General features: G+C 45.2%; 24 protein-coding genes. 4 read left to right on the top strand and 20 right to left on the bottom strand.

The window, feature by feature from the left end; translation table 11 throughout:
* Nucleotides 1-4 precede the first annotated feature (4 nt).
* The 14 genes from P6M73_RS05980 to P6M73_RS05915 all read right to left on the bottom strand — a co-directional run bounded on the left by P6M73_RS05980 (nt 5) and on the right by P6M73_RS05915 (nt 7,060).
* Nucleotides 5-718: a hypothetical protein gene (locus tag P6M73_RS05980; RefSeq protein WP_277855202.1), complete on the bottom strand. Its 714-nt coding sequence runs from the start codon at nt 716-718 to the stop codon at nt 5-7.
* A gap of 12 nt (nt 719-730) precedes the next feature.
* The gene (locus P6M73_RS05975) at nt 731-1,126 is read right to left on the bottom strand and encodes a replication terminator protein (RefSeq protein ID WP_277855201.1); all 396 of its coding nucleotides are present in this window, start codon (nt 1,124-1,126) and stop codon (nt 731-733) included.
* 13 nt (nt 1,127-1,139) lie between these two features.
* Nucleotides 1,140-1,859, bottom strand: coding sequence for an MBL fold metallo-hydrolase (locus P6M73_RS05970; RefSeq protein ID WP_277855200.1), 720 nt, complete (start codon nt 1,857-1,859; stop codon nt 1,140-1,142).
* The gene (locus tag P6M73_RS05965) at nt 1,859-2,761 is read right to left on the bottom strand and encodes a recombinase RecT (protein WP_277855199.1); all 903 of its coding nucleotides are present in this window, start codon (nt 2,759-2,761) and stop codon (nt 1,859-1,861) included. The genes P6M73_RS05970 and P6M73_RS05965 overlap by 1 nt, the downstream gene beginning before the upstream one ends.
* A 3-nt stretch (nt 2,762-2,764) precedes the next feature.
* Nucleotides 2,765-4,726, bottom strand: coding sequence for an AAA family ATPase (locus P6M73_RS05960; RefSeq protein WP_277855198.1), 1,962 nt, complete (start codon nt 4,724-4,726; stop codon nt 2,765-2,767).
* Nucleotides 4,727-4,778: 52 nt separating this feature from the next.
* Complete coding sequence (locus tag P6M73_RS05955; RefSeq protein WP_277855197.1) at nt 4,779-4,961, bottom strand: hypothetical protein; 183 nt, start codon at nt 4,959-4,961, stop codon at nt 4,779-4,781.
* Nucleotides 4,958-5,344 (bottom strand): helix-turn-helix domain-containing protein, encoded by a 387-nt coding sequence (locus tag P6M73_RS05950; protein WP_277855196.1) that lies wholly within the window; start codon nt 5,342-5,344, stop codon nt 4,958-4,960. Before P6M73_RS05950 ends, P6M73_RS05955 begins: the two co-directional genes overlap by 4 nt.
* 48 nt (nt 5,345-5,392) lie before the next feature.
* Entirely contained in the window at nt 5,393-5,626 is a 234-nt protein-coding gene (locus P6M73_RS05945) for a helix-turn-helix domain-containing protein (RefSeq protein ID WP_277855195.1), read from the bottom strand.
* Nucleotides 5,610-5,813: a hypothetical protein gene (locus P6M73_RS05940; RefSeq protein WP_277855194.1), complete on the bottom strand. Its 204-nt coding sequence runs from the start codon at nt 5,811-5,813 to the stop codon at nt 5,610-5,612. Before P6M73_RS05940 ends, P6M73_RS05945 begins: the two co-directional genes overlap by 17 nt.
* Nucleotides 5,810-5,992 (bottom strand): hypothetical protein, encoded by a 183-nt coding sequence (locus P6M73_RS05935; protein ID WP_277855193.1) that lies wholly within the window; start codon nt 5,990-5,992, stop codon nt 5,810-5,812. Before P6M73_RS05935 ends, P6M73_RS05940 begins: the two co-directional genes overlap by 4 nt.
* Nucleotides 5,989-6,387, bottom strand: a complete 399-nt coding sequence (locus tag P6M73_RS05930) for a hypothetical protein (protein WP_277855192.1) — start codon at nt 6,385-6,387, stop codon at nt 5,989-5,991. The genes P6M73_RS05935 and P6M73_RS05930 overlap by 4 nt, the downstream gene beginning before the upstream one ends.
* The gene (locus P6M73_RS05925) at nt 6,384-6,596 is read right to left on the bottom strand and encodes a hypothetical protein (protein WP_277855191.1); all 213 of its coding nucleotides are present in this window, start codon (nt 6,594-6,596) and stop codon (nt 6,384-6,386) included. The genes P6M73_RS05930 and P6M73_RS05925 overlap by 4 nt, the downstream gene beginning before the upstream one ends.
* Nucleotides 6,593-6,775: a hypothetical protein gene (locus P6M73_RS05920; RefSeq protein ID WP_277855190.1), complete on the bottom strand. Its 183-nt coding sequence runs from the start codon at nt 6,773-6,775 to the stop codon at nt 6,593-6,595. Before P6M73_RS05920 ends, P6M73_RS05925 begins: the two co-directional genes overlap by 4 nt.
* Before the next feature lie 90 nt (nt 6,776-6,865).
* Nucleotides 6,866-7,060, bottom strand: coding sequence for a hypothetical protein (locus tag P6M73_RS05915; RefSeq protein WP_277855189.1), 195 nt, complete (start codon nt 7,058-7,060; stop codon nt 6,866-6,868).
* Between the two features lie 102 nt (nt 7,061-7,162).
* On the opposite strand from P6M73_RS05915, the gene P6M73_RS05910 reads away from it, so the two are divergent.
* Nucleotides 7,163-7,339: a hypothetical protein gene (locus P6M73_RS05910; RefSeq protein ID WP_277855188.1), complete on the top strand. Its 177-nt coding sequence runs from the start codon at nt 7,163-7,165 to the stop codon at nt 7,337-7,339.
* On the opposite strand, the gene P6M73_RS05905 is transcribed toward P6M73_RS05910, so the two are convergent.
* Genes P6M73_RS05905 through P6M73_RS05880 form a run of 6 tightly spaced genes read right to left on the bottom strand, consistent with a single transcriptional unit; the run spans nt 7,332 to nt 9,016 of the window.
* Complete coding sequence (locus tag P6M73_RS05905) at nt 7,332-7,499, bottom strand: hypothetical protein (protein WP_277855187.1); 168 nt, start codon at nt 7,497-7,499, stop codon at nt 7,332-7,334. The genes P6M73_RS05910 and P6M73_RS05905 overlap by 8 nt on opposite strands.
* A 22-nt stretch (nt 7,500-7,521) precedes the next feature.
* Complete coding sequence (locus P6M73_RS05900; RefSeq protein ID WP_277855186.1) at nt 7,522-8,265, bottom strand: Rha family transcriptional regulator; 744 nt, start codon at nt 8,263-8,265, stop codon at nt 7,522-7,524.
* A gap of 8 nt (nt 8,266-8,273) precedes the next feature.
* A complete protein-coding gene (locus tag P6M73_RS05895; RefSeq protein ID WP_277855185.1) occupies nt 8,274-8,429 on the bottom strand; it encodes a hypothetical protein in 156 nt (51 codons plus the stop codon).
* Entirely contained in the window at nt 8,414-8,581 is a 168-nt protein-coding gene (locus tag P6M73_RS05890) for a hypothetical protein (protein ID WP_277855184.1), read from the bottom strand. Before P6M73_RS05890 ends, P6M73_RS05895 begins: the two co-directional genes overlap by 16 nt.
* A gap of 4 nt (nt 8,582-8,585) precedes the next feature.
* Nucleotides 8,586-8,780, bottom strand: a complete 195-nt coding sequence (locus P6M73_RS05885; protein WP_277855183.1) for a MerR family transcriptional regulator — start codon at nt 8,778-8,780, stop codon at nt 8,586-8,588.
* A 35-nt stretch (nt 8,781-8,815) separates the two neighbouring features.
* A complete protein-coding gene (locus tag P6M73_RS05880; RefSeq protein WP_277855182.1) occupies nt 8,816-9,016 on the bottom strand; it encodes a DUF739 family protein in 201 nt (66 codons plus the stop codon).
* A 139-nt stretch (nt 9,017-9,155) separates the two neighbouring features.
* Here P6M73_RS05880 and P6M73_RS05875 point away from each other — a divergent pair, with 139 nt between their 5' ends.
* From P6M73_RS05875 to P6M73_RS05865, 3 genes are all read left to right on the top strand, one after another.
* A complete protein-coding gene (locus P6M73_RS05875; RefSeq protein ID WP_277855181.1) occupies nt 9,156-9,554 on the top strand; it encodes a helix-turn-helix domain-containing protein in 399 nt (132 codons plus the stop codon).
* Between the two features lie 187 nt (nt 9,555-9,741).
* A complete protein-coding gene (locus tag P6M73_RS05870; RefSeq protein ID WP_277855180.1) occupies nt 9,742-10,350 on the top strand; it encodes an HIRAN domain-containing protein in 609 nt (202 codons plus the stop codon).
* A gap of 2 nt (nt 10,351-10,352) precedes the next feature.
* Nucleotides 10,353-11,510 (top strand): tyrosine-type recombinase/integrase, encoded by a 1,158-nt coding sequence (locus P6M73_RS05865; RefSeq protein WP_277855179.1) that lies wholly within the window; start codon nt 10,353-10,355, stop codon nt 11,508-11,510.
* Nucleotides 11,511-11,908 lie beyond the last annotated feature (398 nt).

Below are 11,908 nucleotides of genomic sequence, written 5' to 3'. Positions count from 1 at the left end.
TCAATTAAGCCAATATGATAAAGCCATCAAATCCCTGCAGCTTATCTTCTAAGAAAGAGGCGATATCCAAGATACACTGGTTTTTCCATGCTCCGCCGTCTGCTTCAAATAAAGCGCATGATGGTCCTTCTTTAATGCGAAATACAAACTCAGATTCTGGCTGAGATATCTCTGTGAAAGTGCGGAACGGTTTGAGTTTGACCGTCTTAGGAACTGACATATTCGCAATGGTGGTAATCCCGGTCCTGATTGCAACGGATTGAGAAACCCCGTCATCAACAGATGTCTTAATAGCTGATTCCTCGATGCATCCACTGATCTTAAGCAGTGTGTCACGGTCTTCAGTCGGAACAAACCTTGCCTGAAGCGCAATATTGAAAGATTCTGTATCATAATAAGATCCGTAGTTGATGGTTGATGGAACCATCGCCTTGGCTTTTAGCCAGTGATCGCGTCTTTGGAACTTGTCCAGCGTTCCATAAACAGACACGGTGTCATAGTCTTCGACATGAATGATCTTTTGTGAGTCTGTATCAATGTTAGTCTTGATATATTCAATTACTGATGTAAGTGTAGATGTTTTGATCGCTTCTGGACGATCCGGAAGCACTCGGCTAAACTCCTTAGAAACATAAACGTTATTTGAAGCATCCGTGAAAGTCTTTTTCTCTTCAAAACCAAGGTTAACCAGGTATTCTATCGCTTGTTTTAATTCCATTTTTAGCTCTCCTTATTTGTATAGTGCTCTGACATTAGAGGCAGTATCTTCTTTGATCTCTCCAGTTTCAATATCAACCACTTCGCCACCGTTGACCCGCATAACCTGCTGACCAGGAACTTGATTCTTATATTCAGCAGCCAAGAATCCACCCCGACCATCCATGCCCATCAAAAGCTTAGTCATGGCATCCTTGGACGGGACAAGTTTTGAGCTGGTTGAAATAGTGACTATGGAGATATCTCGTGCTTCGTCTGTCACAAACTTGATCTTCATGGTTAGTTCTCTCGGCTTTTTATAGTCGCTGTTAGGATCCTGAAGATTGGACAACACCTTTTCCAGCTCCAAATTGAATTTCTCTTGAAGCGCCCCATCGGCGAACGTGTTTAAGTCAATTGAATTACTCATTAAATTCTCCTTTTTAAAGTGTGATAGATAATCCCTTATCTGCTACCCATACATGGCAGCCGCTGATCTCTTGCATCTGCCGCTTGAAGCTCTCCATATCGGAGTTACTATCTGAGAGATGGATCAGTACAATGTTCTTGATCCACTCGATGCCAGAGGCTTTGACGGCTTCCAGGGTCTTCCCGATGCTCATGTGTGACTTTACTACCCTCTGAGCAAGCCAGGCGTTCGTTTTACCGCTCTCTACATCTCTGACTAGAATATCCTTGTCATAGTTCGCCTCAATCATCCAGTGATTAACACCTCTGATCTCGTAAGGTAGGATGTAAGTGTCTGTCGCAAAGAGAAGGCTTCCCATCTCAGGATGGCTGATCAGATAGCTTACGATGGGTACATCATGTTTTGCTGGTAATGGTATGACCTTGAATCTGCCTACCCAGAAAGCCTTGTCGGTCTCCACATCAAATGCGAATGGGCTGTTTATATTTTTAGCTTCAAAGGTTTCCCTTGGAGCAAATACCTTTACTCCAAAGGAATTTAGATCTCTGATTGACCTGGAGTGATCATTGTGACTGTGAGTTACTAAACAGCCTCTTACCTTACGGAAACTCCAGTCCAATTCCTTCTTGATTTCCTTAATCGGGACTCCGCATTCAAGGATTAGAATTTCATTCTCTGCTTCGAGGAAGTAGCAGTTCCCTTGACTGCTGCTTCCTAAAACTTTTAGTTTCATTAAAACGGCAACTCCTCTTCATTGAACTCATATGGGGGTTCTTCCTTTGAAGGTTTAGGTTCTTGAGGAACAGCCTTTGGTGGTTCGCTGGGCTGTTCAATGGAAAGTGAAGAAGCATCTACTATTTGTTTTGGTTGACGGTCTTCTTCTACCACGGCCTCATAAGTCGCATTGACAACATCCCTTGTCGTTTCTTCGTCCCCGGTCATTAACAAGTACGCATCATCTGATGTCGCAAAATATCGCTTGCAGGCCCTGTTAATAACGGATTTGACCGCCATTTCTTCGCTGAAATTTTTGTGTGCCGGTGAGTTTCCTTTTGTTTGGCCTTGATTCCAAGCAGCTCTGATCTGCGCCATTGTCATCACTTCGGTATGGATAATCCCGGTTTCACCAATGACAACCGCAAAGGCGCCCATCAACTGATTTGCATCGATGTTTTCGAAACTAGGCTCAAAAGCTTTTACTTTCAATGCTCCTGACTCCAGGTCAAAAACAGTTTCGAATTTATCACCCTTGTAAAGCGGATATCCCTTCACATCCTTCACATTTCCCATACGCTTTGTGACAGCAATGGTCCCAAGATAGCTGCGTGACAATGTGAGCTGATTACCATAGGGGATGAAATAGCACTGCTTTTTACTAGGATTGAGACCCTGGATCACCATGTCATACAGTGCTTGGGTGATCGATGCTGTCGTACAGGCTTCAAGGGCCGGCCTGTTATCCTTTGTCTTTACCTCTTGAAGAATGAGGTATGCGCTTTTTAAAGCGTTCTCCGGGCTGTAGTTTGGCGGTACGATGATCGTTTTGTTCTCTTCTGCAGTTCTAAGCTGCGAAAGCACTTTAGCTGTGATTGCTGTGTTTTCGGATCTTGCAATTTCGTTTTTATTTTCTGCCATTTGTTAGGCCTCCTGCTCAATTCTGATTTTCTTATCGTTGCTTACGTAGAGATTGATGATCTGCCCTTTAGTGGGAGTTAGGCGATTGACTTCGCCTCTGCTGTCGATCCAGATTGGAGCACTAGTCTGGTAGTAGTCAGTGAGAGTGTTGATGATATCAAGGCCCGCATTTACTTTTCCGGCGTGATTGGCATCCTTAAAGGGCACCAAAGAGCCGTTGGTATTAACCAGAGCCTCGCAGGTTTCCGACAGTCCACCGTTGATCTGCTGTTCAAAAAGTTTGAAACGAACCGCTGTAAAGTGCTGATTCACCCTGCTTTCAAGCAATCGGACCTTTGCTTTCATGAACTCTTCAACTGCAAATTCCGTCTGCTGGGCACGAACAAATTCCTCAGACTTTTCAGCCAGCTCCTCTTCCAGCTCCTGGATCCTCTTATCGGCTCGATCGTTGATTCCTGATTTAGCCAATTCTCTGTCGATAACCTCAATCTTCGCATTCAGATTTTTCAGATCATCTTTGAGACTCTGATCTGCTCCGTCATCCGTCAGTGTGCTCATTTCTTCATTGGCTTTTTTGATCTCCTCTTCGACCTTCGTGATGTCTTCAGACTGTGGAATTTCGATATTTTTCGCTTTTTCATATTCCTTCTTGGCTTCTGCTGTAGTCTGTTCGGCTTCATCAATAGCCTTCAAGAGACTGTCAATCTTTGATCTTAGAAGTTCATCCTTTGCCAAAGCCTCTTTTTCCCGATTTCTCAAGTCATCACCTTGGGATTTAATCTCTGTAAGTACTTGAGACTTCTTGCGGTTAAATTCAGCTTCCAAGCTGTCTCTGGTGTGTGCGATATGATCAGCATCATATGGACGGCCGCACGTTGGACACGCTGTGTAATCATCGGAAGGATTAAACACTGTTGTGTACTGATTTTTGTATTGAGTCAGCTTCTCTGAAAGATCGGCCTGGATCCTCTCCAGCTGCCGCTTATTTCGAGAGTAGTCGGATTCACAAGCTGTCAGATCCGACTTTAAGTTTCCAAGGCCCAAGCTTTCTTCGAGCCATTTCTTCTTAAACCCCGCTATAGCGGTTTCCTGCCTCTCTGTAGCGTTTCGCTTCGCCTTGAGCAATTCCCCCTCTAAGGTGTATATCCGCTGCTTGATGCTTAATCTCTGGTCGTCCAGGCTGGTTCTGTACTTAAGCCCCTGATTGATGTCAAAAATCCTGTCCTGGAGCTTCTTCTTTTCCTTTAGCAACTCCTTCCCCGGGATCGGATCAATCTTTGAGAGCTGCACTTCTTTGATTCGTTCCGGGATGATCTTCATATCATCGTTAAGTCGGCTTTTGATCTGCTTTGTGATCTTTAACAGGTCATCAATCGAGTGCTTTTCAAGCTGAGACGTGAGCATTTCAAGCTCTTCAGGATTGGAGTTGATGACATCCTGGTCAGATACTTCTCCAAGCACCTTCAACAGGATTTCCCGCCTCTCCTTCCATCCCTGGGCCATAGAAAACTGCATCGGATTAGTCAGCAACATAAATGCTTTCTCATCAACCAATTCCTGGATCCTAGATTTGTACTCCGTCATTGTGACTGGCACTCCGTTTACTTCGTACTTCGTTTCATGACCGGAGAACTCCTCTAAGCTACTTCCCCTCTTCTTTACCCATTTTTCCTTCAGTGTCTTGCTCAAGCTGAGCTCGATTCCGTTTATCTCCAACTTCGCCTCGACACGATGCTCCAAGTGGTGGATCGGATTTCCGTTCTCATCATTGGTTTTCAGGGAAAAACTGGATTCATTTGCTGAGTTTTTATCGAAGAGAAGCCATGAGAATGCGTCAAAGAGAGTGGTTTTTCCGGCTCCGTTATCTCCATAAACATTTGTAACTTTTCCAAAGTTGGCGTGAAGGGATCGCACTCCCTTGAAGTTGGTCAGATCCATGCTGACAAGTGTAATATTTTTGAACATATGCTATAATCTCCTTGAGTTATTAAGTCGGGGCCTTTCAAAGGCTCTTTTTTTATTCGCTGATACTCACAGTGCATATAGAGTCCACTGCAATCCATCGCATAACCTCACCAGACTTTACCTTGATCCAGTGCTGCGTGCTTCCAGGCCAATCTAGCAGTGTAATCACTGATTCAGCAGCTTCGCCTTCCAGTCTGGTTTCCTTGCCATCCAACGTGTTGATTGTTACGGTCATTCTTCATCCTCCGGCTTCCAAGCCAGCAGCCAATCCGGGTGAACATTCAGCCCATTGGCGATATGGATAATGGTGTAAAAATTCATCGTCCAAGTACCCTTCTCGTAGTGGTCAACCAGCGCCACGGCCACTCCTGCACGTTCAGCCAGTTCCTTTTTGCTCCATCCCCACTGTTTACGGTAGGACTTGATATTTTTTCCGGTCTGTTTTTCGTCAAACTGTATATTCATCTGTTTGCCTCCTTGATAATCCGAACCTCTCCATTTCTCCTCCAGCTTCAGCAGATTGTCTACCAAGGTATTCACCAGATACGTTCTGACATCTTCACTCTTTAGTTCCGTTTCAAGCGCTCTCATGAGCACGTCCTTAATTTCGTTTTTCATTTTTTTATGCCTCCTTGTGTGAATTTGTATTGGTTACGCCTCTTCTTGTCATTCTTCGTCCTCCGGCTTCCAAGCCAGCAGCCAGGACGGCTCCACGCCCAGGGCATTGGCGATGTTTGTGATTCCCGAGAGGCGAGGATCGGCGTTTCCGCACTCAAGAATAGATATGGCTTGTTGTGAGCAGCCAATCGCACTCGCCAGATCAGCACGCGTCATCCCTCGCTGTTTGCGGTAGTGCTCAATCTTTTTTCCCATTTCTTCTGCGTCAAACTGTAGCTTCATTTCTTTCCGCCTTAATCTTGTCAATGGCTGCATGCAGCTCATCTACATCAGCGCCCGCGTCCAGCAGTGCGCATACACAGAAACCGAACAACTGAGCGACCTCTTCTGTTCCTATCCCGCCCAGTACCTCTACGTAAACTTCTTCGCCTTCGTCCTCAAATTTAAGGATGTACATACCTTTTTTCATTCTTTTTCGGTCTCCTGCTTGTAAAATGCATTCCTTGAGGTTTCCAAAATCCAAATCGTGTATCGTTCGGGCAGTAAATCGTCAAATGAGTACCCCGATACTCTAAGGGTGGAATATCTTTCACGAGTGTCGCAGATTGCTGTTTCGCAAGCTGCTTTAATCGTTTTTTCGTCTATCATTCCTTCTCTGCCTCCGTGGATAAAAACTCGAACATTGTTACCTGTGAATCTTCGGGCTGCCAGTCCAGCATGTCCCGGATAAATTTTTGTACCTGACCCCAAGATATTTGCACCTCGTAGTCCCTATACGTTCCGCTTACGCCTTTTCCGTTGGCTGTGAGGTCATATCCCATGCTGTACCGATCCTGCTTTGAGGATTTTCCTTGATATGTCACTGTTTCCCAATTGGTCAAGGCGTACTCAAAGACATTCCGCAACTGGTCATCATAATCGACATGTTTCCATTCGTGATACGTGTCCAGTGGGTAGAGCGTGCGCTGATGCAGGGATTTGATGACATCCAGCGCGTAGTTCATGGTCTGCATCCAGAGCCATTTGTTCGTTAGGTCAGTCATTCCTCTTCCTCCTCATCCCCATCTACCTGGGCCTGAATGATGATCTCAGCTAGGTCAGCAATGAACTGCTCTGCGGTCATCAGCTCCGGGTTGTAGCAAAAATCATGATCGTCCAGGGTGCCGGAGATCTCGCCATCAAAGCTGATCCCGATGTGCCAATCCAGCCCGGACCGCTCCATGAGCATGTGTGCCAGTAAAAAAAGTTTCACTTCTTTGCCTCCTTAATAATCCTTACCTCTGAGTTTCTCCTGCTGTCGTCGTCTATGATCAACGCTATGTCTTCGTTCTTTCGCCATTTCCGATCCGGGAAAGAATCGGCGCTGTAGTCATCTTCCTCCGGAGTGAGTTTCCGGCCGTAGAAATCTGCGATGTTTTTCCGTCTGCTCATCAGATCATCCCCATCCTGAAGCCGATATAGGCGAAAACCATGTAAGGCAATGCGATAAGCAGCAGTCCCAGCAGCAGTCCTAACAATCCATCATCCACGATCTACCCCTCCTGCCTCATTCTGTAATTCTCTTATCCTTTTCTTGATGGCTTGGTATGCCATGATCACCGCCTCGTGTTTTTCATGCTGCGATTCATCGGAATCCTGCATCATTTGTTGCCTGGTTTCAATTCTGAAATCCAGAGTATTTATCAATTTGCTTGCTTCAATGAATTTTCTAGGCATTCTTCATACCTCCTTAAGTTAGTTATTTTTGTAGCGTCTCCCTGCTATAATCGGGGTACAGGCTGTAGCGAGCCGAGTTTGATATGGAGGGAGGTGAGATATGTGGGAATTAGTAATGAGCAGCGTGCTCACGATATCGCGATAGAATATGGGAAAATGCTATACGATGCAGCTTTAAGAGATGCCCATTCGGGTGAAAAGGTCAGTTTTGATTTCTATTCGGAATACAAGCATGCATATGAGATGGTTATTGAACTAATTGAAAAAGATTTTAAGTAAAGTTCTCTCCATTTAGCTTAAGTTTTACAATGCTTTCCAGCTCCTCAGTTTGCACCTGGGGGGCTCTTTTCAATTCAGCAATCTCTTTCTCAATGTTCTGAACTCGGATCTTGAGCAACTGCAGCTCCGTCGGATCCTCTTTTACTTTTCTTCTAAACATTTGTTTTATCTCCTTTCAGTCTTTAATGATCTTCTCGTTCAATCACTGGCAAAATGCCATTGTCCTTCAGTAATCCATACAGGAAGATCCTGCCCTTCTGTGTCCATTTCGTGATCATCCTTACATCCGCACGTCCGTCAGTGTGTGTGATTTGTACGGTTTCGGAATGGGTATAACCTTTGTCCTGGTGCTTCGAGTACATTAACCACTGCTCGGATTGCTTGTACTGTACACCCAGGTTTTTCAACGTCCGGTTCATCTCCTGACCGCTCATACCATAGTCCTTAGCGATCTGGCTGATAGTAACAAGCCCTTTGTTTTTCAGGATGTCGTCATAGTAATCAGCCTTTGGTTTGAGCTCCGCAATCTGCTGGTCCTTTACCTTTGTTTCAAGTTGCAACTGGTTGATTGTCTGGTCAGCGATCCGGAGCGCCCTTGCCATGATTTTCTCGGGGCTGTTTAGTTCAGTCTCCATCTGATTGAATGCATTGATAAAGTTGAGTTTGAAGGTCAACGCCTTGGCTCCGGTGAACCCCATGGCCAACAGACTGAAGCCGTCCCTGTTCATGTAGTACATCCGGTACTCTTGCTTATTTTGTGGGTGGATATAGGTTTCTTCCTGAAATAGGTCTCCCCAATTTTGGGTAACCCCCTTGATGTCATCGATATCCCTTAGCACGTGGTCATGTCTTTTTCCAAACTGCTCTGCTACGATCAGCGACGAGGTCACCGCCTGATCATTTTTGATAATGGTTAATTCGTTCATCTTTCCTCCTACCATCGAAGTGTAATTCTGATATTGTTGTCTTTCTTGAGCATGAATGTTACTGATTCGTGATCCTCGGAGATCCGCAGCCAGCTCCATGGCCAGAGGCCGTAAAACTTGAGCAGCATATGGTCCCGTTGCTGCTTGGTCAGCTGTTCATACATCCGACCAGCTCCCCGGTCCAGCAGTCCTCGTAGATATCCACACCGGCATTAAGGTCTGATCCGACATACCGGACGAGTTTCTTCAGCAGCTCCTTTTGGCTAAGTATCTCGATATCGATCGCCCGATCGTAGCAGTCAACACACATTTTCATTTGGTCATTCCTCCTTATCGCCTCTTTGGTAGTACTCTTCGCGGAACTCCTCCACGATGTGCCTGAGTGTTGTCCATCCCTTTCCGGTCTTTCTAGCCTTTAACCTCTTGGCTGCGATCTCACGCCGTACAAGGTCTTTCGATATGCCACAGTAGTCTGCGATGTCTTGCAGGTGCATCAGGTCCTGGTGCATGCTCACGTCATTAGCCTCCTTAATTTGTGCGTTTACGCACATTACTCTTTAAAAAAAATGGCCGTTAAGTCAGGCTCATCTAAAAATTGAGCGGTTAACAGCATCTCGTTTCGTTTCCACTCAGATTGACCATCCATTTTTCGGTAGAGAGTCGCTTCGTTAATTCCAAGGTGTTTAGCCAGCTCTGTTTTAGTTTTCTTCTTTTTCACGAGTAGAATTTCTAAAGCCTCTTTGTCAAACATTGAATTCACCTCCGATCGATTCAATTTGCGTTTCCGTACTTTTATGATATCAGTTAAAAATTGCGTGTCAATACATATTCGCAATAATTATTGCAAAAACGCAATTTATTTAATATGATGTACCCAAGGGGTGACACAAATGGAATTGAAAGATCTTATTAAATTTAGACGGAAGCAATTACGTCTTACTCAAAAACAGCTTGGTGATATGATAGGGGTGTCCAGCCCGACAATTGCAAGGTATGAATCAGGCGAAATCACTAATATGGGAAGAGACAAAATCTACCTTCTTGCAAAAGCCTTAGATGTTCCAGCTACTCAATTAATGGGCTGGGATGAGAGTAAAGCCCAAAAAAGCGCCACAGACGACGACGCTTTTAAAGGGCTAAAGGATTCAATTGACGCGCTGGTGATGATGGAAAATGTAACTAGCCTTTCTGACTTGGACCAGATGACGATGATTCGATTGATGGAGATCGCACGCTCTGCGATTGGCCGCTATATTGAGGATAGCGCCTCTGTTCCAAAAACAAAATGAAGTCGATGATAGCATTTGCGTATTCTGTCTGAGTTTTAGTCAATTTCTAGCCCTCCAGTTCGCACATATGTTCTAATTCAATTGTAGGTGGTCTAAAATTTTATTTCAAGGAGTTTATTTTTAAGCTAAGTATTGTCCTATCACTATTGTAATGTTTAACTACCGCAACTATGTAAGAGGTGAAGAGATGAGTAAATTGAACAAAAAGACCGTCGTTATTCTAGGAATTATCGTTGTTATTGCCGGGATTTCACAACGCGACCTGGCTACAATTCTTTTCGGAGTAGTTATTGCTGTTGGTGGCTATTTTTACTTCAAGCGACGCATAGACCGCCAAAACACAATGGTCTTAGAGAATAAAGCGGAGGATCATGGATCTTGGAAAGACGCGCTATACACAACTTATGTCACTGGGCTGAAATACGATGATCATGATAAGGTTCTAAAAAAGTATATGGGCCTCCCTTACGGCGGCATGACAAAGGGAGAGATCGAAGAAAAAGCAAAGTCTGGCGAACGGGTCTATGAATATTCGAACATCACTATCCCTGTTTCACTTGTACCAGAGCCTAAGAATGAATACGATCCAAATGCTATTGCGGTTAAGCTTGAAGGTAAAAAGACCATTGGCTATATCAAAAGGACAGACACCTTCAATGTCAGAAAATACATCGACAAGAATGTTGTTGCTCAGGTTTTTGGTGGTAGCTTCTATTTTCAGGGGCAGGACGGCAAGGTCATGAAAATTGAGGAGGAGGCACCTGGAGTCGCTCTAAGATTTTACGAGAGGACATAACTATGAAAATCCGTAAACCAGGCGAAGGGTCCATCTATTACGACGCCAGGAAAGATCGCTGGATCGTAGCCGTCACCGTAGACGGCAAGCAAATCCGTCGGACTGCAAAGGATGAATCTGACACCGTAAACATCCTTCAGGCTTTGCGCCGGAAATACGGGCTGGTCAAATACTCTGGAAATATTTCCCTGGAGGACTGGTATGAGGAGTGGCTTTTTGAAACGAAATACCACACGGTCCGACCACGAACCGTCGCCAGCCACATTGGGATCCTTAATAACCACATCAGACCGTACGATATCGCAAAGATGCCGATTGCTGAGATCACCAAGATGGACGTGCAAAAGTATTTCAATCAGCTCGCCAAAGACGGACGGTCCAGACAGCGCCTAGAGACCATCAGAGCGCGTCTGACAACGTGCCTGCATGAAGCTGAGGACTATATCGAGAAGAACCCTATGAAGGGCTTGAAGCTTCCTATCGCCCCAGACAACAGCAGGGATTATTCCGGGGATCCTGATTCACTCGCTATGGTCCAGGGCAATGTCTTCACATCACCGCAGCAACAGATCCTTTTGTCTGCCCTGGGCAACAAGTGGGTGACAGACCCGTTAATTCACTTTCTAATGGGTACTGGACTACGGATTGGGGAAGCTCTGGCGCTCACCCGTCTGGACTACGATGGCAGCTCAATCATGGTCAATAAGCAGCTGCAGCGTAATCCAGTTTTCATCGATCACGAGCTTGATCACTATGTTCTGGAGATCGTCGAGACAAAGACAGAAGGATCCGTCCGGCGAATCCCTCTGCCAACAAAGATGAAGGCCTTGATCGACCAGCGAATCCGCGAGATCAAAGCCATGAAAGAACCATATAAGGATCAAGGGCTGCTATTCCCGGATGAGATCGGATCACCCATGGACGACAAGCGCCCCTTGCGCCGCCTGAAAGCCCTCGAGAAAGCAAACGGCTTACCGAATGTAAATATCCATGGGTTGCGCCACACGTACGCCACGCGCTTGCTGGAACTGGGAGAGCCCATCCACTCTATCAGCAAGTTACTCGGCCATAGCTCCATTGAGCTGACTCAGGAGATCTACGCGCACGTCCTGGAATCAATGAAAGAGAAGACTGTGAATCGCCTTGATGCGATCCTGTGATGCATAATTCGGGAGTAATTGGTGAGTAACAGATGACCGATATTCCATCTTTTCACAATGTGGTCTCTCCCTCGAATCCGCTCTAAATCAACATCTATCGTGTTCACTCTTATATCATCATAGAGTCTTTTCAACTCCCGTCATCTCCACCATAAATAAAACCATCAATTGATAAAAAATATTTTATCGATTGATGGTTTTATTTTGTCTTGGAACGGGTTGAAACAAGGGATTCCTGAAGGTTTTCAGAGACCTCTAATTTCAATTTTGAGAGTCTTCCTGGTGAAGTGATGATCAATATGGTCGTTAGAACTCTGAGATTGCGTTTGAATCGTTTGACAGTTGGTAGGGTGTGCATATTTTCTGCAAATCGTTGGACAATTGAGTAATCGTTGAGC

It is taken from the genome of Anaerococcoides asporogena (genome assembly GCF_029590275.1).
GTDB lineage: Bacteria > Bacillota > Clostridia > Clostridiales > Clostridiaceae > JG1575.
Note: the sequence above shows the minus strand (reverse complement) of the source record. Positions and strands in the feature narration are given on the sequence as shown.